At 49.9% G+C, this 21,297-nt stretch carries 12 protein-coding genes, 1 rRNA gene, 1 pseudogene and 2 riboswitches; all 14 genes and pseudogenes read left to right on the forward strand.

Features of this window, described 5'->3' with window-relative positions; translation table 11 throughout:
• The first annotated feature begins 126 nt into the window (after positions 1-126).
• The 14 genes and pseudogenes from M1Q06_RS04745 (at position 127) to M1Q06_RS04810 (ending at position 21,143) form a co-directional block, all read left to right on the forward strand.
• Entirely contained in the window at positions 127-1,323 is a 1,197-nt protein-coding gene (locus tag M1Q06_RS04745) for a M24 family metallopeptidase (RefSeq protein WP_101189839.1), read from the forward strand.
• A gap of 50 nt (positions 1,324-1,373) precedes the next feature.
• On the forward strand, positions 1,374-2,573 hold the full coding sequence (locus tag M1Q06_RS04750) for a cystathionine gamma-synthase family protein (protein WP_101189840.1): 1,200 nt from the start codon (positions 1,374-1,376) through the stop codon (positions 2,571-2,573).
• 20 nt (positions 2,574-2,593) lie between these two features.
• Positions 2,594-3,787 (forward strand): M20 metallopeptidase family protein, encoded by a 1,194-nt coding sequence (locus M1Q06_RS04755; protein WP_434401977.1) that lies wholly within the window; start codon positions 2,594-2,596, stop codon positions 3,785-3,787.
• A gap of 10 nt (positions 3,788-3,797) precedes the next feature.
• Positions 3,798-4,871: pseudogene (locus tag M1Q06_RS04760) on the forward strand (homoserine dehydrogenase); the annotation flags it as partial.
• A 15-nt stretch (positions 4,872-4,886) separates the two neighbouring features.
• Positions 4,887-6,323 (forward strand): aldehyde dehydrogenase family protein, encoded by a 1,437-nt coding sequence (locus M1Q06_RS04765; RefSeq protein ID WP_434401979.1) that lies wholly within the window; start codon positions 4,887-4,889, stop codon positions 6,321-6,323.
• A gap of 336 nt (positions 6,324-6,659) precedes the next feature.
• Positions 6,660-8,345, forward strand: a complete 1,686-nt coding sequence (gene ilvD, locus M1Q06_RS04770; RefSeq protein ID WP_434401981.1) for a dihydroxy-acid dehydratase — start codon at positions 6,660-6,662, stop codon at positions 8,343-8,345.
• 476 nt (positions 8,346-8,821) lie between these two features.
• The gene (locus M1Q06_RS04775; RefSeq protein ID WP_434401983.1) at positions 8,822-10,291 is read left to right on the forward strand and encodes a nicotinate phosphoribosyltransferase; all 1,470 of its coding nucleotides are present in this window, start codon (positions 8,822-8,824) and stop codon (positions 10,289-10,291) included.
• A gap of 12 nt (positions 10,292-10,303) precedes the next feature.
• Positions 10,304-11,137, forward strand: a complete 834-nt coding sequence (gene nadE, locus M1Q06_RS04780; RefSeq protein WP_121300611.1) for an ammonia-dependent NAD(+) synthetase — start codon at positions 10,304-10,306, stop codon at positions 11,135-11,137.
• 178 nt (positions 11,138-11,315) lie between these two features.
• A complete protein-coding gene (locus M1Q06_RS04785; protein WP_434401985.1) occupies positions 11,316-12,266 on the forward strand; it encodes an AAA family ATPase in 951 nt (316 codons plus the stop codon).
• Between the two features lie 35 nt (positions 12,267-12,301).
• Positions 12,302-13,477 carry a DUF58 domain-containing protein gene (locus tag M1Q06_RS04790; RefSeq protein ID WP_434401987.1) on the forward strand — a complete coding sequence of 392 codons (1,176 nt, stop codon included), beginning with the start codon at positions 12,302-12,304 and terminating at the stop codon, positions 13,475-13,477.
• Positions 13,474-15,660, forward strand: a complete 2,187-nt coding sequence (locus M1Q06_RS04795; RefSeq protein ID WP_434401989.1) for a transglutaminase TgpA family protein — start codon at positions 13,474-13,476, stop codon at positions 15,658-15,660. Before M1Q06_RS04790 ends, M1Q06_RS04795 begins: the two co-directional genes overlap by 4 nt.
• A gap of 31 nt (positions 15,661-15,691) precedes the next feature.
• Positions 15,692-15,793, forward strand: a riboswitch (purine riboswitch).
• Between the two features lie 126 nt (positions 15,794-15,919).
• Positions 15,920-17,458 (forward strand): glutamine-hydrolyzing GMP synthase, encoded by a 1,539-nt coding sequence (gene guaA / locus M1Q06_RS04800; RefSeq protein WP_101189849.1) that lies wholly within the window; start codon positions 15,920-15,922, stop codon positions 17,456-17,458.
• Positions 17,459-17,572: 114 nt separating this feature from the next.
• A riboswitch (purine riboswitch) is annotated at positions 17,573-17,674 on the forward strand.
• 108 nt (positions 17,675-17,782) lie between these two features.
• Positions 17,783-19,120: an NCS2 family permease gene (locus M1Q06_RS04805; protein WP_274625442.1), complete on the forward strand. Its 1,338-nt coding sequence runs from the start codon at positions 17,783-17,785 to the stop codon at positions 19,118-19,120.
• Positions 19,121-19,592: 472 nt separating this feature from the next.
• A 16S ribosomal RNA gene (locus M1Q06_RS04810) occupies positions 19,593-21,143 on the forward strand.
• Positions 21,144-21,297: the final 154 nt, after the last annotated feature.

The raw sequence follows: 21,297 nt of genomic DNA on the forward strand, positions 1-21,297 counted from the left end.
GTGCTGCACGCATTTTCATACACTATGACGGATGCATTAAAAGAAACCTGGCAGTTATACTGAGCACAAGAATAAAAGATTGACTATTCCGACTTTTAAATCGTGAACTTAAGGAGGGGATTCCCCATGTCGTTTGGAACTGCAGAGTATCAGGGGCGTATCAGAAATACGAAACAGCGGATGGCAGACAAAGGCATTGAAGTGCTGCTCATCACCGATCCTGCCAATATGAATTATTTATCTGGATATGATGCTTGGTCGTTCTATGTACACCAGATGCTCATTGTCATTGAAGACGAAGATCAGCCAATATGGGTTGGCCGCATTATGGATGCAAATGGAGCGAAGATCACTACTTGGCTTTATCCCGACAACATCATTGCCTATCCGGAAATCTACGTCCAAACAGAATTGCGCCACCCGATGGATTTCGTAGCGGAAATCTTGACGCAAATCGGCCAGGACCGGCGTTCGATCGGCGTTGAAATGGATAGTTATTACTTTACCGCGAAATGTTTCGCCAGTCTGCAAAAAGGGCTGCCGAATGCCCGTTTTCACGATGCCACCTCCTTGGTCAATTGGGTAAGGTTAGTGAAATCCGATACTGAAATCGTCTACATGAAACGTGCGGCACGTTTTTCAGAAAAAGCGATGGCAGCAGGCATGGAAATGATTGGGGAAGGTGTCCGTGAATGCGACGTCGCGGCGAGGATACTTGAAGTACAAGTGAGCGGCACGAAAGAACACGGCGGCGATTATCCATCGATCATGCCGCTTTTGCCGACGGGTGAACGAACAGCAGCTCCCCACCTCACGTGGACCGACAAGCGCTATAAACAAGGAGAATCGGTCACGCTAGAATTATCGGGTTGTTATAAACGTTATCATTCGCCGCTGGCACGCACCGTGTTTATCGGGACGCCTGATGCAGAGCTTCAGCATCTTGCGGATGTGACGACAGAAGGCATCAACGAATGCCTGGCGATGATCAAGCCGGGCATATACTTGGAAGAAATCTGTGCCACTTGGACAAAAACGATCGCCCGTTACGGTTTTGAAAAAGAAGCACGCATCGGCTATCCGGTGGGCTTGAACTACCCGCCCGACTGGGGCGAGCATACCGCAAGCATCCGGATGGGCGACCGCACGATACTTGAGCCGAACATGGCCTTCCATATGATTCCGGCGATGTGGTTCGATGATTCGGGATTTGAAGTGAGCGAAACCTTCCGCGTGACGGAAACCGGCTGTGAAACGCTGGCGAATATGCCGCGCGGCTTGTTCACGAAAGGGCATTTGATCGGCTATCAAGGCGGTGCCTGATCATCGGCAATGAAAAACTGAAAGCAATTAAAAATATGAGGAGTGAGTTCATGACTAACAACAAAATCCATCAATCAACACAAGCAGTCTGGGGCGGGGAAAAAGATTATTTGGTACACGGGGCATCGCAAGTGCCGGTCGTCTTGAGCGTGGCCTATACGTACGACGATATGGATGAATGGTACGACGTTGCGATTGGCAAGAAAAAAGGCCATATTTATGGGCGCAATACGAACCCGACCGTTCAGGCTTTCGAAGACAAAGTGAAATTGCTCGAAGGCGCGGAATCGGCGACCAGCTTCTCAACGGGCATGGCAGCCATTAGCAATACGCTTGCGACTTTCCTCGTGCCTGGCGACCGCATCGTCTCGATCAAAGACACTTACGGCGGCACGAATAAAATTTTCACGGAATTCCTGCCACGCCAGCAAATCGATGTTGCACTCGTCGATACTGGTGATCATGAGGCAATTGAAGCGGAACTCAAAAAGGGCTGCAAGATCCTCTATTTGGAAACGCCGACCAACCCGACTGTCAAAATCACGGACATTGCACGCATGGCAAAAGCAGGTCACGAAGTAGGGGCGCTGGTCATTATCGACAACACATTCGGCACACCGATTAACCAGAATCCGCTTGAAGATGGCGTCGATCTCGTTCTCCACAGCGCGACTAAATTCCTCGGGGGGCATGCGGATGCGCTCGGCGGTGTACTGGTCGGATCGCATGAACTTGTCGAACAGGTTTATCATTACCGCGAAATCAACGGCGCGACGATGGACCCGATGGCTGCTTACCTGCTACTGCGCGGCATGAAAACTTTGCATTTGCGCATCCGCGAACAAAGCAAGAACGCCATGGCGCTCGCCAAGTATTTGCAGACGAAAGACATCGTCGAAGACGTCTTTTATCCAGGGCTCGAAACGCATCCGAACCATGATATCGCGAAACGCCAAATGAAAGGCTTCGGCGGCATGCTGAGCTTTTCCGTAAAAGGCGGCGTCGACACTGTGCGTGATTTGCTGCCGAAACTCCAATATGCGAACCGTGCCGCAAATCTCGGGGCGGTCGAGACGACTGTCGGCCCGGCGCGTACGACAAGCCATGTGGAATGCACACCGGAAGAACGCGCCGCTATGGGCATCCCAGAAGGTTTGATCCGCGTTTCTTGCGGCATCGAGGAAATCGAAGACATCATCAACGATTTTGAGCAGGCATTCCAGCACGTCGAAACGGTGATGAACGTCTAATCGGAAAGCCGGTGAACAAAATGCAGGACAAAGATGAACTACTGAAAGAAGCGGAGAAAATGAACGGAAAGCTTAGCGAATGGCGGCGGACGCTGCATCAATTTCCGGAGCTGAGCTTCCAGGAATTCGAGACAGCGGATTTTATCGCATCTGTTTTGGCGACTATCGATGGCATTACCGTCGAACGGGGGATCGGCTTTGAGACGAGCGTAATCGCAACCCTCGGAAAAGGCGAGGGCCCGGTAATAGCACTGCGTGCGGATATCGATGCTTTACCCATCGACGAAGCGAATACATGCGATTACCGGTCGAAAACTCCAGGAATCATGCACGCCTGCGGGCACGATGCGCATGCCGCCATCCTGCTCGGCACCGCTTCGCTTCTCGCGGACTACTTTCAGGACAAGCCATTGGGCGGAACGGTCAAGTTCATTTTCCAGCCGGCAGAAGAAATGATTGACGACGAATCCATGTCAGGCTCACCGTATCTGTTGCAAGCGGGTGCTTACGACGAAGCGGAGCTGGCGATTGCTCTTCACATGTGCCCATGGCTACCAGTCGGTGCAGTCCAAATGCATGACGGCATCAGCATGGCGAACGTCGATGTGTTTCATGGGTCGATTCATGGAACCGGGGGGCATGGTGCCTACCCAGAACTCGGCAGCGACCCGACTTGGATGCTCGGCCTCATTTTGCAGGCGCTGCATGGCATCGTGCCGCGGAAAGTATCCGCACTCGAACCCGCAGTCGTCAGTGTCGGGCAAATCCATGCAGGAACTGCCAGCAATATAATCCCGCACGAAGTTCAAGTGGAAGGCACTGTGCGAAGCTATTCAGCCAGCACGCGTGATCTGCTCGAAACGGAAATCCGCGATGCATTCGCACTCGCGAAACATCTGGGCGGCGATTATTCCTTCCATTACCAGAGGGGAGAGCCTGCGTTAATCAATGATCGCCATGTGAATGAACAGATCACAAAAGCTATCAAAAAAACGGATCCATCTATAAAGTTCATTCATCAGGCGTTCGGCATGGGAGGCGAAGACTTCGCTTATGTCACGCAGCAGTTGCCGGGGGCAATGTTTTTCCTCGGCTGTTCGCTGGATGACGGAATCGAGCGGGATTTGCATACGCCGCATTTCGATATCGATGAACGCAGTTTGCCGCTGGGCGCTGCCATTTTAGCGAACGCGGCAATCGAGTTTTTCACTTGAACGGGCGAGCAAGGAGAACAGGAGGGAAAGCATGACACATAAACTGGCATTTATCGGGTTCGGCGTCGTCGGCCAAGGGCTCGCGGAAATCCTGCACAATAAACGGCAAAGCCTGCGGGACCGGGAAGGCTTTGAAGCGAAAGTCGTCGCGATATCCGATTTCAAGAAAGGCTCGTTATACCATCCGGACGGGCTCGATCTCGAAACGGTCTTGGACGCTGTACAAAAGACCGGAAGTTTGGAAAGCTATCCGAAAACAGAAGGGCTCGTCACAGGATGGAACAGCCTGGAAACAATCCGGCAATCGAATGCCGATACGGTGGTGGAAGTGTCCTATACCGACGTGAAAACCGGCCAGCCGGCAATCGACCATTGCCGCGCAGCTTTCCAAAGCGGCAAGAATGTCGTCATGACCAATAAAGGGCCGGTTGCGCTCGCGTACCAGGAACTATCATCTTTGGCAAATAAGCATAACGTCTCTTGGGGCTTTGAAGGTACGGTCATGAGTGGGACGCCTGCCCTGCGGATGCCTAAACTGGCGCTTGCCGGAAATGACATCACCGAGATTCGCGGCATCTTGAACGGCACGACCAATTTCATGCTCATGCGAATGGACGAGGGCGAAAGCTATGAATCTGCGCTCAAGGAAGCACAAAAGCTTGGCTATGCTGAAGCGGATCCGACGAGTGATGTCGAAGGCCTCGATGCGCGCTATAAAATCGTCATTCTCGCGCAGCATGTCATGGGCATGCCTTTATCGGTCGAAGACGTCGAATGCACAGGCATCTCGAAAATGACGCCGGAACTGATCGAACAAGCGCGCGTTGAAGGCAAGCGCTGGAAGCTAATCGCTTCGGCAAAGAAAGAAAACGGGCTGGTTTCAGCGAAAGTGGCAGCGGAAAAAGTGCCGCTGGATGACCCGCTTGCTTCCGTTTCAGGAGCGCTCAATGCCATCACTTATGAAACCGACCTATTGGGACCGGTCACCTTGAGTGGCGCAGGAGCCGGTAAAACGGAAACCGGCTTTTCCTTGCTCATCGACCTATTGACGATCGCAAAGGCAAGAGAAGCGGTACGGTCATGAAAGGAGGAGGAATAGATGGCGACACATGTTGAAGGCCGGAAAATGTTTCTGGCAGGTGAATGGGTAGACGGAAAACAATGGATCGACGTCACCGATCCTCAGGATGGATCTCTTGTCGATCGGGTTCCCGCCGCAACGAAAGAAGATATGGAGACGTGCATCGAGGCAGCTAAATCAGGCGCAGAAGTTGCTGCACGGATGCCGGTCGTTGAACGCATGCAAATTATCGGAAAAGCAGCGGATTATATCGAAACGAACGCAGAACATTATGCGCGCACCATCTCTAAAGAAAGTAGCAAAACCATTCGAGAAGCACGGAAAGAAGTGGGGCGGGCAGTGGAAACTTTGCGCTTGAGTGCAGAAGAAGCGAGGCGCATCACTGGTGAGACGATTCCGTTCGACCAATCGCCCGGCGGAATCGGCAAAGTCGGCTATTACCGGCGCTTTCCGCTCGGCATCATCGGGGCAATCACGCCGTTCAACGACCCGCTGAATCTGGTGGCGCACAAAGTTGGCCCAGCGATTGCATCGGGCAATGCCATCATCGTCAAACCGGCAACTGTCACGCCGCTCAGCGCGCTGTTATTGGCGCAAGCCTTTTCACACGCGGGATTGCCGGAAAAAATACTTTCCGTTATCACCGGAAGAGGCGGGGAAATCGGGGATGTCTTAGTCGAACATCCGGCTGTCCGGATGATCAGCTTTACCGGAGGCGTCGAGACCGGGCTTGCGATCACCAAAAAAGCAGGGCTGAAAAAAGTGGGCATGGAACTCGGATCGAATTCGCCGGTCATCGTCTTGCAAGACGCCGATTTGGAAGACGCGGTGGCGTCATCTGTCTCGGGCGCATTTTGGGCAGCCGGGCAAAATTGCCTCGGCGTACAGCGGGTCTATGTTGAAGATTCTGTATTCGATCTGTTTAAAGAACGATTCGTCGAGCAAACGGAACGCTATATCGTCGGCGATAAGCAATCCGAAATGACGGATATGGGACCGTTGATTACAGAAAAAGAAGCGAAGCGCGTCGAAGGGCTGGTCCAGGAAGCGTTGGATAAAGGTGCTACGCTCGAGACGGGCGGCGAGCGTGACGGCGCATTTTACTCGCCGACGGTACTCGCCGATGTGCCTGCAGATTGCACGCTCGCAGCAGAAGAAATCTTCGGCCCGGTCGTATTGCTCTATCGAGTGGCTGGTTTGGATGAAGCGATCGAACGGGCAAATGCCGTCGATTATGGACTGCAGGCCGGAATCTTTACGAAAAATCTCGACCATGCCCACCGTGCGATCGAAGAACTCGAAGTTGGCGGTGTCATGATCAATGACAGCAGCGATTTCCGGATCGATGCCATGCCGTTCGGCGGCGTTAAGCAATCGGGGCTCGGCAGGGAAGGCGTCAAATTTGCCATCCAGGAAATGACTGACACGAAAGTGGTCTGCTTTAAATTGGGATAGCTGAAGCACGAAGCGCATAGCCGGCAAGCTATGTGCTTTTTCATTGTTATAGCGCACTATGTAAATTTAGACATCGAATTAATCAATAATGGACAGAAAAGCTTTTATACCATATGAAAGCGGATACATATATAATATCTGTGACAAATTGTGAAATATTATTATTAATTATCGTTTTATTCGTTGAATTCTGAAAAATGTCCTCTATAATAAAGAGAAACTCAAATCAGCCAGGAAATCACTTCCTCGCTGCTAGCTAGTTGATCTAAGGGGCCGTTAATAGGTACCCTGTGAATCCGCGGAGCAGATACATAAAAAAGAAAGGATAGGATACTTATGAAGAAGGATTTGCGCATCAAGAGTAAGGTTTTCAGCGAAGGGCCGATGAAAGCCCCGAACCGGGCAATGCTGCGGGCGGTCGGAGTGACGGATGAAGGTTTCAAGCAGCCGATGGTCGGCATCGCAAGCACATGGAGCGAAGTCACGCCATGTAATATACATATCGATGAACTGGCAAGAGCGGCGAAAAAAGGTGCTCAAGAGGCCGGGGCTGTCCCATTCATTTTCAATACGATCACCGTTTCCGACGGGATCTCGATGGGGACCGAAGGCATGAAGTATTCACTATCGAGCCGCGATGTCATCGCGGATTCTATTGAAACGGTCGTCGGCGCAGAAAGTCTGGACGGGCTTGTCGCAATCGGCGGCTGTGATAAAAACATTCCCGGCTGTTTGATTGCCATCGCAAATTCCGAAGTGCCGGCAGTATTCGTTTACGGTGGCACCATCGCGGCCGGGCGCTATAATAGCCAGGATATCGACATCGTTTCTGTTTTTGAAGGCGTCGGCCAGCATAATAACGGCACAATCGATGACGCGGCGCTGCGCAAAATCGAATGCAGTGCATGCCCTGGTGCGGGTTCATGCGGCGGCATGTATACGGCGAACACAATGGCGTCAGCAGCTGAAGCGATGGGCATGAGTTTGCCTGGAAGTTCTTCGAATCCGGCAGTGTCCGAGTATAAAGAAGCGGACTGTGAAGCGGCAGGTGCTGCGGTGCATAATCTTCTGGAGCTTGGCATCTACCCGAAAGACATCATGACCAAAGAAGCGTTCGAAAATGCCATCACGGTCGTCATGGCGCTCGGAGGCTCGACCAATGCCATCCTTCACTTGCTTGCGATCGCGCACGCTGCGGAAGTGGATTTGACGATCGACGATTTCAACCGTCTCCAAAAAACGGTTCCGCATATCGCGGACCTGAAACCGAGCGGCAAATACGTCATGCAGGATCTTCACCGCGTCGGCGGCGTACAGGCAGTCATGAAGATGCTATTGGAAGCGGGTTATTTGCATGGCGATTGCATGACGGTTACCGGAAAGACCGTGGCAGAGAATTTGCAGGAAGCGCCGAGCCTGACAGAAGGCCAGGACGTCATCATGTCCTTCGATAATCCGAAACGAAAAGACGGCCCGTTGATCGTCCTGAAAGGCAATCTGTCTCCGACAGGCGCGGTTGCCAAAGTGTCTGGTGTCAAAGTCAACCGCCACACAGGCCCAGCCCGCGTCTTCGATAATGAAAAAGAAGCGACCGCAGCAGTTATGGCGAACGAAATCAATGATGGCGACGTCTTGGTCATCCGCTATGTCGGCCCGAAAGGCGGTCCAGGCATGCCGGAGATGCTGTCGATTTCAGCGATCCTCGTCGGAAAAGGCATGGGCGAATCCGTTGCGCTCCTGACCGATGGAAGGTTCTCGGGCGGCACGCATGGTTTGGTCGTCGGACATATCTCACCGGAAGCGCAGTCGGGCGGCCCGATCGCCTTGCTCCACGAAGGGGATATGGTGACGATTGATTCGGATCTGCAGGAAATCTCCATGGACGTTTCTGAAGAAGAACTTGAAAAGCGCAGAAGCGAATGGGTCGCACCGCCGCTTCACCGTAAAGGCGTTCTCGGCAAATACGCGCATAATGTTTCCTGTTCTTCCAAGGGAGCCGTTACCGATTACTTGAACCGATAATAGAAATAAGCAGCGCCGATCCGGGCATAAAACCGGATCGGCGCTTTTTAGCTCTGATACAATTGGAAAAGGGCCGTCCTCAAATGAGGACAGCCCTTTGTTTATTAGGTAACAATCATGTGTTTTGACTTAAATATTAACCCGTAACGAACGGGGAATCATTTCCATTGAAAGTGTTTGCTTTCATTGCCGCGGTAATAGTTCCACTGGGTGCTTTAAACTTAAGCAACGTAAACCCTACCTTCTTTTACGTCCTTGCGATCCTGTAATCGCGCCAGTGTGAATAAGTATCTTCAAAAACATTGCGTAGAATGCCAGTCATCAAAATTTATGTGTTACCTCGTAGTTAACTCTGAATACTATCTCATATTTTTGGGTATATGTCAATGATAGGGCCTATGTGGCGATTCATCATCTTATAATATAAGAAATTTGATGTATAATGATAGTCATTACTGTGGAAGAAGGGGATTTTTGTGGAAACGCGTTATGCAGATGATAGCTTGGCATTACATACCGATTTATACCAAATCAATATGGCGGAAACCTATTGGGCGGATGGGATGCATGAACGGAAAGCGGTTTTTGAATTGTTTTTCCGGAAATTGCCATTCGGCAATGGTTATGCCACATTTGCGGGGCTTGAGCGAGTACTCGATTATTTGAATAACTTCCATTTTTCGGAAAGCGACATTGATTATTTGCGCAACGAACTTGGCTATAAGGATGATTTTTTAAATTATTTAAAAGAAATCCGTTTTACGGGGGATGTTTATTCAGTCGTCGAAGGCGAGCTCGTTTTCCAAAATGAACCGCTGATTCGCATCGAAGCGCCTCTTTTGGAAGCGCAATTGGTCGAGACAGCGCTTCTGAATATCGTCAACTACCAGACTTTGATTGCCACCAAAGCAAGCCGCATTAAACAAGTCGTCGGCACAGAACGCGTCATGGAATTCGGTACGCGCCGTGCACAGGAAATGGATGCAGCGATTTGGGGCACACGCGCAGCGTATATTGGCGGTTTGGAAGCAACGAGCAACACCCGTGCCGCCAAATTATTTGGCATTCCAGCAGCCGGCACCCATGCCCATTCGATGATACAGGCCTATAAAGACGAATACGAGGCGTTCCATGCATATGCAAAGCGCCATCGTGAATGCGTCTTTTTAGTCGATACTTACGACACGTTGAAATCTGGCTTGCCGATCGCTATCCAAGTGGCGAAGGAGCTCGGTGACAAAATCAACTTCCGCGGCATCCGCTTAGACAGCGGAGATATTGCCTTTTTATCCAAGGAAGCACGGAAAATGCTCGATGAGGCAGGGTTCCCTGACACCGAAGTGGTCGTTTCCAACGATTTGGATGAATACACCATCCTCAACTTGAAAGCGCAAGGAGCAAAGGTCGATGCATGGGGAATCGGGACAAAGCTTATTACTGCATATGACCAGCCGGCACTTGGCGCAGTCTATAAACTTGTTTCAATTGAAAACAGTGCAGGCGAAATGGAAGACACCATCAAAATTTCGGGCAATGCGGAAAAAGTGACGACGCCCGGGTTGAAAAACGTTTACCGGATTATAGATAGGGAAAACGGAAAATCAGAAGGTGACTACATCACGATGCATGATGAAAACCCGGCTTCTGAAGAACGTTTGAAAATGTTCCACCCCGTCCATACATTCGTCTCGAAATTCGTCACCAATTTCGATGCCGTCAACATCCATCAACAAGTCATTAAAGCAGGCGAAGTCGTTTATGAAAATCCGCCGCTCAAGGAAATACAAAAATATGCGGTAGGAACGCTCGATTTGCTGTGGGATGAGTATAAGCGATCGCTTAATCCGGAAGAATACCCGGTTGATTTAAGCGAAAAATGTTGGAACAATAAAATGCGGAATATCCAGGAAGTGCGGGAATCGGTTCAAGAATTCACGAACAAATAAGGGAGGATCCACATGTCGACATTACAACAGCAGATCATCAATGAATTGAAGGTGCAGCCTTCTATTAATCCACAGGAAGAGATCAAGCGTACGGTCGAATTCCTCAAAGAATACTTAAAGCACCATTCATTTCTGAAAGGTTTTGTGCTCGGTATTTCGGGCGGTCAGGATTCGACACTTGCCGGTAAACTGGCACAGATGGCAGTCGATGAACTGAACGAGGAAGCAGGCGATCAAATTTATAGTTTTTACGGTGTGCGCTTGCCGTACGGCGTCCAATCCGATGAGCACGACGCTCAGGATGCCATCCAATTTATCCAGCCGACGAAAGTCTATACCATTAACATCAAAGAAGCTGTCGATGGCAGCGACCGCGCACTAGAAGCGGAAGGCATCAAATTGACGGATTTTGCCAAAGGCAACGAAAAAGCGCGTGAACGCATGAAAGCGCAATATTCGGTTGCGGCCATGCACAATGCGGTCGTGCTCGGTACTGACCACGCAGCTGAAGCGATTACCGGTTTCTATACGAAATACGGCGATGGCGCAGCTGATGTAGTGCCATTGTTCCGATTGAATAAGCGTCAAGGGCGTGAAATGCTGAAGGCACTTGGCTCGCCGGAGCATTTGTATACAAAAATCCCGACCGCCGACTTGGAAGAAGACAAACCGGCCATACCGGATGAAGTCGCGCTGGGCATCACATATGAGCAAATCGACGACTATCTGGAAGGCAAGGAAATTGCCGACGATGCGCGTGAAAAGCTGGAAGGCTATTACTTGAAAACCCAGCATAAGCGCAATTTGCCGGTGACGATTTTCGATGACTTCTGGAAAAATAATTAATAAGACAACGGGAAAAGCATATGCTTTTCCCGTTTTTTCATTTTCAAGAGTGGTTCAAAGGAATCCTTCAAACCGGCATGCCGTGATGGCTCAGTTGAGTTATCGCCTGGAATCCGATATGATGGCAATAAGATTGTGATTATTCAAAACCTTTTTCACTTATATGGGAGGAACCGATATGAAAGCGACAGAACGATTAGGAAAAGTCATAGATAATATCGAAAAAGTGATTATCGGAAAACGCGAAATCGCCGAGTTGAGTCTGGTCGCTTTATTATCGCATGGCCATGTTTTGCTTGAAGATGTTCCGGGCGTCGGCAAGACGATGCTTGTCCGGGCGCTGGCAAAATCAGTCGGGGCGGATTTCAAACGTATCCAGTTCACCCCGGATCTCTTGCCTTCAGACGTAGTGGGCGTTTCCATCTATAACCCGAAAGACATGCAATTCCATTTTCGCCCGGGCCCGATCATGGGCAATATCGTCTTGGCGGATGAAATCAACCGGACGTCACCGAAAACGCAGTCCGCATTATTGGAAGCGATGGAGGAAGCGTCAGTCACAACAGATGGCGTGACGATGCAGATCCCGAAACCATTTTTCGTCATGGCGACCCAAAACCCGATTGAATACGAAGGAACCTACCCATTGCCGGAAGCGCAGTTGGACCGCTTTTTGCTGAGAGTGAAAATGGGCTACCCGACGAGGGAAGAAGAAATTGAAGTATTGACCCGTTCCCAGTCGATTCCGCCGATTGAAGAGCTTGAATCAGTGCTGACGCTAGAAGAACTGCTCAAATTGCAGGAAGAAGTGCGGACGATTCGCGTGGATGATACGATCCGTACCTATATTGTAGAATTGGCGACTCAAACCCGCCGCGATCCTTATGTCTATCTCGGCGTCAGCCCGCGCGGCTCGATTGCCTTGATGAAAGCGGCACAAGCTTATGCCATGCTCAAAGGGCGTGATTATGTCACGCCGGATGATATCCAGTACTTGGCGAAATTCGTCTTTGGCCATCGCATCATGCTCCGTTCGGAAGCCCGCTATGACGGGATTACAGCCGAAGAACTAACGGAACGCATCATCTCTAAGACGCGTGTTCCTGTACAAAGGCTTGTGAATCAATGAAGCGGGTCAAACAAATTTTAAGTTCTTCGGGCAGGATGATATTTGTGCTCGTCCTGCTTTTTTTGACTTTTTCGTTCGCCATGTTCCAAGGCGGCTTCGTCAGTTGGTTCATTTTCTACGTATCTGTTCCTTTCATTCTATACTCTGTATTGCTGTCGTTCTATCCGTTGCGGAATTTGCGCGCAGAACGGGTAGTCCATACGCCACGAGTGCGGAGCGGCCACCGCTTTTCGGCCACTGTCACCGTTCGGCGGGCGTTTCCGTTCCCGCTGCTTTACACCGTCCTCGAGGAACAGGCACAATCTGCACGGCTTAAAGTCCGCATGGCCGATGCAGGCCGTCAACTGCTGCTACCTGGATTTCGCCGTGAATTTTCCTGGACTTATGAAATCGGGGAAATGCCAAGAGGCGAACATGTTTTAGAAGGCGTCACGGTAGAAACCGCCGATTTTTTCGGCTGGGTAAAAAAACGCCAACTGCTGCCAGCCCGCCAGTCCGTCCTAGTTTATCCGAACACTGTTGAAATGATGTACCGCCCCATCGGTTCCAGTTTTGACCAAGGTTCGATCGCGGCGCCATTTACTTTAGTGAAAGATACCACGATGGCGAGCGGTATCCGCGATTACCAGCCGGGAGACCGGGTCTCCTGGATACACTGGAAATCGTTTGCACGAACGCAGACGATGCGCACGAAAGAATTCGAAGACCGTCAATCGCAAGATTTGTTCTTGCTTGATGACCGTTCCCCATCCGAAAGCTTCGAAATTCAAGTCGAGCTAATCGCTTCGATTCTCACTTCTGTAGTGGCATCCCATGCCAGTGTCGCCTATTTATCCGCCGGCACGCCGCACGCCTTTTTCCCGCTGATCCAAAGCGATGAACAATTGCAGCGCGCACTCTATCATTTGGCGAAAGTCCAGGATGATTTGGACCGGCCGATCGAAGCGGTTGTCGGACAGGATTTGAAGCAAGTCCGAGTGTCGAGCCTAGTCTATGTAACGGGTTCGTTGTCACGTGAAATGGTCGATGAAATCCGCCGGAACGTAACGAGTTTGAGCCAGTGTTTGTGCCTGGTCGTGACAGAAGCAGGCCAGTCGGTCACCCCGCAAGACGAAAAAAACCATCAATATGCAAGGTCTAAAGGCTTCCACGTGAAAGTTATCGGGCCAGAGAATTTCGCTTCGGCGTTTATGGAGGCGAATCGTTCATGACATCGATCAGAAAAAATAAAGTATTTATGGGCTTATTGTATATTTTGGTATTTTTCTTGTTGTCTGAATGGCTGCGCCCTGTCATCGAATTAACCGAAACCGGCCATCACCGGCTGTTTTTGGCTTTTGTGGCATTGGGGCTCGTCATGGCATTCTTCGACATTCCGTGGTGGATCACTGGTCCCTTGAAGTTGTTCTATATTCTGTGGTTTATCGTCTATGTTTACACAGGAAATCTCTTCTTTACGGCAGAAAGCATACGGTTTGTCGTGGAGCAGGCGAGCATCAGCTTATCGGCGCTTTTCAGCCAAGATTGGCAGGCGACCACTGACGTATTTCGCACCGTCCTGTTCTTTGCGCTGTTGTGGATGGCCATCTATTTAATCCATTATTGGGTCAGTTTCCGGCTGAGCATCTTCCTTTTCTATCTATTGACGGTCATTTTCGTTGCCGTGCTGGATACATTCAGCCCTTATTCGGGCGATGCAGCGATCGTCCGCATCATGGTCATTGGCCTATTGTTGGCGGGATTATTGCATTTGGCCAGGTGGATGGAACGACACGGCGCAGCAGCGAAGACGGATAAATTGCTAGTCTTTTCGATTCCCTTATTACTACTGTTGGTCGCTTCAACCGCGCTTGCGTTTTATCTGCCAAAAGCAGAGCCGATTTGGCCGGATCCTGTGCCGTACATCACCTCCTATTCCGGAAAAGGGGGTGTCGGTGAAGGCGGCGTCGGGCGCATCGGTTACGGCGTTGATGATTCACAGCTTGGAGGCTCGTTCGTTTCAGATGATACGACTGTTTTCAGGGCAGAAGTCGAAGAAGGCCAGTACTGGAAAGTCGAAGTAAAAGATGTCTATACCACAAAGGGCTGGGAGCTTTCGGAAGAAGATGCGGATGAGCAGCTTTACCGAAACGGCGATGAAGTTACGACAGACTTTCCGCCAGCAGGGGAAGAGCGTTCTTCAGCCCTAGTGGATATGCAGCTACCGTTTCCGTTCGTTCTCTATCCTTACGGCACTGCTTCATTCTTAATGGAAGAAACACTGGATTATCGTTATGATCCGGTCCAGCAGCGCTTTGACACATTGCAAGAGAATACCGCTTTTGAACCGGATGTCTATGAAGTGTTCTATAGTGAACCTTCTTACAGCCTGACAGCATTGCGTGAAACAGATACGGAACAACTGTCTGAACTGCCGCCAGAATACGACCGCTACTTGCAATTGCCTGATGAATTGCCGGAGCGGGTTGGGGAACTAGCGGAAGAAATCGCTGCCGGGTCAGATACTGTTTACGGCCAAGCACAGGCTGTCGAACGTTATTTCGGCACCAATGGCTTTGAATACAGCCAAAGCGATATAGCTGTTCCAGCGGAAGACCAAGACTATGTTGATCAATTCCTTTTTGAGACGCAGCGCGGGTATTGTGATAATTTCTCAACTTCGATGGTCGTCTTGTTGCGTTCATTGGATATTCCAGCACGCTGGGTGAAAGGCTTCAATGAAGGCGAAGTCATCGATACAGTAGATGGCTACGACGTATACGAAGTCACCAATAATAACGCGCATTCTTGGGTAGAAGCTTATATGCCAGGCGTGGGTTGGATGATGTTCGAACCAACCATCGGCTTTACCGGTGCTTCATCCATTGATTTCGATTTGGAAATTGATACTTCCGAACCGGAAGAAGAAGAGATGCCGGACCGCCCTGAACCTGAACCCGAAGCGCAGCCAGAACAACCGGATGGCGACGCAGGAACAAATGCCAGCCCAACAGTGGGTGAGCGTTTCCTTGCTTTTGTCTCCGAACAGGCTGGCAAGCTCATCGCAGCAACAATCGTCTTGTTATTGCTCGCATTCATGCTATTCAAGATCCGCAAGAAATGGATGCCCAAAGTGTTGATTCCTTATTACCGCCGTAAAGTGGGGGACGCGGAAACCTTTGAAAAAGCCTATCTGCGGCTCTTGAAGCAACTGGAGCTTTATGGAATAAAACGAGCGCCAGGCCAAACATTGCGCTCTTATGCTGAATACGTCGATTCATTCTTTGGAACGAAAGAGATGACGAAATTGACGGCAGCGTATGAAAAATCCGTGTACGGCGGGGACGCCGAATCAGTCGACTGGCCGAAACTGAAGGAAAGTTGGGAAAATTTAATCAATCGGACAAGCGGTTGATTTTGAAAACACTAGCCTGTACAATTGAGAAAATTATAGAATACAGTGCCCTCATATATGTCCGATGATACGGTTCGGATGTCTCTACCAAGTCACCGGAAATGACTTGACTATGAAGGCGGATGACGCATGCTTATTTGCATGCGCATTCGTCTTTTTAACGTAGAGGACAAGAACGCGAGGAGTGATTTTTTCGCGTTCTTTTTTATATTGTGGCCTGAATCGAATAGAAGAGGTGAAGGATTTGCCAGTCAGCCCTATGTTGAAGGAACAGAAAAAAATCGTCGTCTTGGATTTCGGCAGCCAATACAACCAATTGATCACGCGCCGCATCCGTGAAATCGGTGTCTATAGCGAACTCCATCCGCACACGATTACCGCGACAGAAATCAAAGAAATGAACGCAACAGGAATCATCTTCTCAGGCGGACCGAATTCCGTCTATGATGAAAATGCATTCTCCATCGATCCGGAAATTTTTGAAATGGGACTTCCGATACTCGGCATCTGCTACGGCATGCAATTGATGGCATTGCGTATGGAAGGGAAGGTCGAAAAAGCTTCCAACCGCGAATACGGCAAAGCCGAACTGACCTTGACGAAAGAAAGCTCCATTTTCAAAGATGTGCCAGAAGAACAAATCGTCTGGATGAGCCACGGCGACCTCGTCACAGCAGCACCTCCTGGATTTGATGTCATCGCTACAAGCCCCGGCTGCCCGATTGCAGCAATGGCAAACGAAGAGCGCAAACTATATGGAGTCCAGTACCATCCGGAAGTCCGCCATTCCGTTTACGGAAACGAAATGCTCCGCCAGTTCGTCTTCGATGTCTGCGGCATGAAAGACGAATGGTCGATGGAAAACTACATCGAATTGGAAATCGCGAAAATCCGCGAGCAAGTGGGCGACAAGAAAGTCCTTTGCGCACTAAGCGGCGGCGTCGATTCTTCTGTTGTTGCCGTCTTGATCCACAAAGCAATCGGCGATCAATTGACGTGCATGTTCGTAGACCATGGCTTGCTCCGTAAAGGGGAAGCCGAGAGCGTCATGAAAACCTTCGCCGATGGTTTCCACATGAACGTCATTAAGATCGATGCCCGAGAGCGCTTCATGAAAAAACTTGAAGGCGTAAGCGACCCTGAACAGAAACGTAAAATCATCGGCAATGAATTCATCTATGTATTCGACGATGAAGCAGAGAAACTGAAAGGCATGGATTTCCTTGCCCAAGGCACACTCTATACAGATATTATCGAAAGCGGCACAACGACTGCCCAAACAATCAAATCCCATCACAACGTGGGCGGATTGCCGGAAGACATGCAATTCGAATTGATCGAACCGCTCAACACTTTGTTCAAAGACGAAGTGCGTGCGCTCGGCACCGAGCTTGGCATGCCGGATGAAATCGTTTGGCGTCAGCCATTCCCAGGCCCAGGCCTCGGCATTCGCATCATGGGGGCTGTCACTGAAGAAAAACTTGAAATCGTCCGCGAATCGGATTGGATTTTGCGCGATGAAATCAAAAAAGCCGGCCTTGATCGCGATGTCTGGCAATACTTCACGGTGCTACCGGATATCCGCAGCGTCGGCGTCATGGGCGATGCCCGCACATACGATTACGCGATCGGCATCCGTGCGGTTACATCGATCGACGGCATGACATCAGATTGGGCGCGTATCCCATGGGATGTTCTCGAGAAAATCAGCGTCCGTCTCGTCAACGAAGTAGATCACATCAACCGCGTATTATACGATATTACGAGCAAGCCACCTGCAACCATCGAGTGGGAATAGAAACAAACGGCTGCCATTAGCAGCCGTTTTTCTATTTTACGAACTTTCGGTCAAAAAAATAGATAATTGTTCGTGTTTCACCTTGTTTTTCCATACCTATCGTGGTATTCTATAAATGAAATTAAATAAGCTTGTCGTATAAATTCAGGAATATGGCCTGAGAGTCTCTACCGGTTCACCGTAAATGATCCGACTACGATTTTTTGTCCGCCTTATAAAATAGGCGGACTCTCTGTTTTCGGACGGGGATAATCGGACGCATACGGCAAATCGCTGTATGCGTTTTTTCGTAGACTTATACAAAAGCATACGGAGGAATTATGCATGAAGAAGTATTTTCAATTTGAAGAACTCGGTACAAACTACCGTCAGGAATTCATCGGCGGTTTAACCACATTTTTAGCGATGGCTTATATTTTGGTCGTCAACCCTTTGACGTTGACGATGGATTCAATTCCTGATTTGGATCCTGCCCTCCGAATGGATTACGGAGCGGTATTTATGGCAACGGCTTTAGCAGCCGCTATTGGCAGCCTGTTAATGGGAATTGTCGCTAAATACCCGCTCGCTCTGGCGCCAGGCATGGGGCTCAACGCTTTCTTCTCCTATACAGTTGTTCTTACGTACGGAGTGCCGTGGCAAACTGCGTTGACTGGAGTGCTCGTTTCCGGATTGATCTTTATTCTGCTGACATTGTCAGGCATTCGTGAAACGATCATCAACGCCATCCCAGCCCAACTGAAATATGCAGTCGGTGCCGGTATCGGGCTTTATATTACATTTATCGGGCTGCAGAATGCAGGAATCGTTGTAGGCAATCCCGATACGCTTGTGGGACTCGGAGACTTGACGACTGGTTCAGCTTTGCTCGCGATTTTTGGTTTGTTTGTCACAGTGATCATGATGGTTCGCGGAGTGAAGGGTGGAATTTTCTTCGGGATTTTAATCGCTGCTGTAGTCGGGATGATCTTCCAAGTAATCAGCTTGCCGACTGCCATCATCGATTTGAATGTTCCAAGCCTTGCGCCGACATTCGGCGTCGCGCTAGAACCAATTTTCAATGATCCTGGTTCATTGATGACTATTCAATTCTTGGTTATCGTCCTAACATTTTTGTTTGTAGACTTTTTTGATACAGCTGGAACGTTGGTGGCAGTAGCGAACCAAGCAGGCTTAATGAAAGATAATAAATTACCGCGCGCAGGAAAAGCTTTGCTTTCTGATTCAATTGCAACAGTTAGCGGGGCGATCTTCGGAACATCGACAACGACTTCGTACATTGAATCGACATCAGGCGTAGCAGCCGGAGCTCGTTCTGGTTTTGCTTCAGTAGTTACTGGAATCCTCTTCTTGGTTGCGATTCTTTTCTATCCATTATTGTCAGTGATCACGAGTGCGGTCACGGCGCCAGCGTTGATCATCGTCGGAGTCTTGATGGTGTCAGCTCTTGGACAGATTGAATGGGGTAAATTTGAAATTGCTGTTCCAGCGTTCCTTACAATGATCGCGATGCCGCTCGGTTATAGTATCGCAACGGGAATCGCAATTGGATTCATTTTCTATCCAATCACGATGATGGTCGCGGGCAGAAGAAAAGAAATTCATCCTATCATGTATGGATTGTTTGTTATCTTTGTTTTGTATTTTATATTTCTTGCTTAAAGAGAAGCTGCCGGCTTATGCCGGCGGCTTTTTTCTATATAGAAGAAACCTTTCTTCTATATAGAAGGAAACTCATTTAAATAAATCGGTGATGAGTGTTTCATTTATGATTATCTTTCTATTTACAGACACCATTATTAATGACTGTGGAAGGAGGTAAGTATTTGTATGAAAGGAAACTAACTCCTTTCAAAACTGTAATAATTTTTTAGTTGAATATTTAGAATATTACGTTATAATAAGAAGAGTAAAAGTTTCTCGTAAAAGCTTGACGGGATTTTTCCAGCGTGCTATATTAGTCAAGTCGCCAAGAGAGGCGCACAACATGAACCTTGAAAACTGAACAGCAAAACGTCAATAATACAGCCGCGAGTGATCGCGGCAAACGTACTGATCAGCTTCGGCAGATCAAGCGAATCGCGCGTCTTTCGAGACGGCGATGCGCCAGCAGTATTGAGCAATCAACTACTCTATAATGGAGAGTTTGATCCTGGCTCAGGACGAACGCTGGCGGCGTGCCTAATACATGCAAGTCGAGCGGAACCATTGGAGCTTGCTCCTTTGGTTTAGCGGCGGACGGGTGAGTAACACGTGGGCAACCTGCCCTGCAGATCGGGATAACTCCGGGAAACCGGTGCTAATACCGAATAGTTTGCGGCCTCTCATGAGGCTGCACGGAAAGACGGTTTCGGCTGTCACTGCAGGATGGGCCCGCGGCGCATTAGCTAGTTGGTGAGGTAACGGCTCACCAAGGCCACGATGCGTAGCCGACCTGAGAGGGTGATCGGCCACACTGGGACTGAGACACGGCCCAGACTCCTACGGGAGGCAGCAGTAGGGAATCTTCCGCAATGGACGAAAGTCTGACGGAGCAACGCCGCGTGAGTGAAGAAGGTTTTCGGATCGTAAAACTCTGTTGTGAGGGAAGAACAAGTACCAACTAACTACTGGTACCTTGACGGTACCTCACCAGAAAGCCACGGCTAACTACGTGCCAGCAGCCGCGGTAATACGTAGGTGGCAAGCGTTGTCCGGAATTATTGGGCGTAAAGCGCGCGCAGGCGGTCCTTTAAGTCTGATGTGAAAGCCCACGGCTCAACCGTGGAGGGTCATTGGAAACTGGGGGACTTGAGTGCAGAAGAGGAAAGTGGAATTCCACGTGTAGCGGTGAAATGCGTAGAGATGTGGAGGAACACCAGTGGCGAAGGCGACTTTCTGGTCTGTAACTGACGCTGAGGCGCGAAAGCGTGGGGAGCAAACAGGATTAGATACCCTGGTAGTCCACGCCGTAAACGATGAGTGCTAAGTGTTAGGGGGTTTCCGCCCCTTAGTGCTGCAGCTAACGCATTAAGCACTCCGCCTGGGGAGTACGGCCGCAAGGCTGAAACTCAAAGGAATTGACGGGGGCCCGCACAAGCGGTGGAGCATGTGGTTTAATTCGAAGCAACGCGAAGAACCTTACCAGGTCTTGACATCCCGCTGACCGCCTAGGAGACTAGGCTTTCCCTTCGGGGACAGCGGTGACAGGTGGTGCATGGTTGTCGTCAGCTCGTGTCGTGAGATGTTGGGTTAAGTCCCGCAACGAGCGCAACCCTTGATCTTAGTTGCCAGCATTCAGTTGGGCACTCTAAGGTGACTGCCGGTGACAAACCGGAGGAAGGTGGGGATGACGTCAAATCATCATGCCCCTTATGACCTGGGCTACACACGTGCTACAATGGACGGTACAAAGGGCTGCAAACCCGCGAGGGGGAGCCAATCCCAGAAAACCGTTCTCAGTTCGGATTGCAGGCTGCAACTCGCCTGCATGAAGCCGGAATCGCTAGTAATCGCGGATCAGCATGCCGCGGTGAATACGTTCCCGGGCCTTGTACACACCGCCCGTCACACCACGAGAGTTTGTAACACCCGAAGTCGGTGGGGTAACCCTTACGGGAGCCAGCCGCCGAAGGTGGGACAGATGATTGGGGTGAAGTCGTAACAAGGTAGCCGTATCGGAAGGTGCGGCTGGATCACCTCCTTTCTAAGGATTATATCGGAACCGATTCTCACGAATCGGGTTGACGTTTTGCGTTCAGTTTTGAAGGTTCACTCCGCAAGGATTGACTTTCAAACTTGTTCTTTGAAAACTGGATAGATCGACATTGATTAAGAAACAAGCATCAAGTAGCGTGATC

The organism is Planococcus sp. 11815 (assembly GCF_051096385.1).
In the GTDB taxonomy this organism is placed as follows: Bacteria; Bacillota; Bacilli; order Bacillales_A; family Planococcaceae; genus Planococcus; species Planococcus citreus.

Excerpts from the sequence above, each read along its gene's own strand:
- M1Q06_RS04745 (WP_101189839.1), top strand. The coding sequence starts at position 127 with ATGTCGTTTGGAACTGCAGAGTATCAGGGGCGTATCAGAAATACGAAA.
- M1Q06_RS04750 (WP_101189840.1), top strand. The coding sequence starts at position 1,374 with ATGACTAACAACAAAATCCATCAATCAACACAAGCAGTCTGGGGCGGG.
- M1Q06_RS04755 (WP_434401977.1), top strand. The coding sequence starts at position 2,594 with ATGCAGGACAAAGATGAACTACTGAAAGAAGCGGAGAAAATGAACGGA.
- M1Q06_RS04765 (WP_434401979.1), top strand. The coding sequence starts at position 4,887 with ATGGCGACACATGTTGAAGGCCGGAAAATGTTTCTGGCAGGTGAATGG.
- ilvD (WP_434401981.1), top strand. The coding sequence starts at position 6,660 with ATGAAGAAGGATTTGCGCATCAAGAGTAAGGTTTTCAGCGAAGGGCCG.
- nadE (WP_121300611.1), top strand. The coding sequence starts at position 10,304 with ATGTCGACATTACAACAGCAGATCATCAATGAATTGAAGGTGCAGCCT.
- M1Q06_RS04785 (WP_434401985.1), top strand. The coding sequence starts at position 11,316 with ATGAAAGCGACAGAACGATTAGGAAAAGTCATAGATAATATCGAAAAA.
- M1Q06_RS04790 (WP_434401987.1), top strand. The coding sequence starts at position 12,302 with ATGATATTTGTGCTCGTCCTGCTTTTTTTGACTTTTTCGTTCGCCATG.
- M1Q06_RS04795 (WP_434401989.1), top strand. The coding sequence starts at position 13,474 with ATGACATCGATCAGAAAAAATAAAGTATTTATGGGCTTATTGTATATT.
- guaA (WP_101189849.1), top strand. The coding sequence starts at position 15,920 with ATGTTGAAGGAACAGAAAAAAATCGTCGTCTTGGATTTCGGCAGCCAA.
- M1Q06_RS04805 (WP_274625442.1), top strand. The coding sequence starts at position 17,783 with ATGAAGAAGTATTTTCAATTTGAAGAACTCGGTACAAACTACCGTCAG.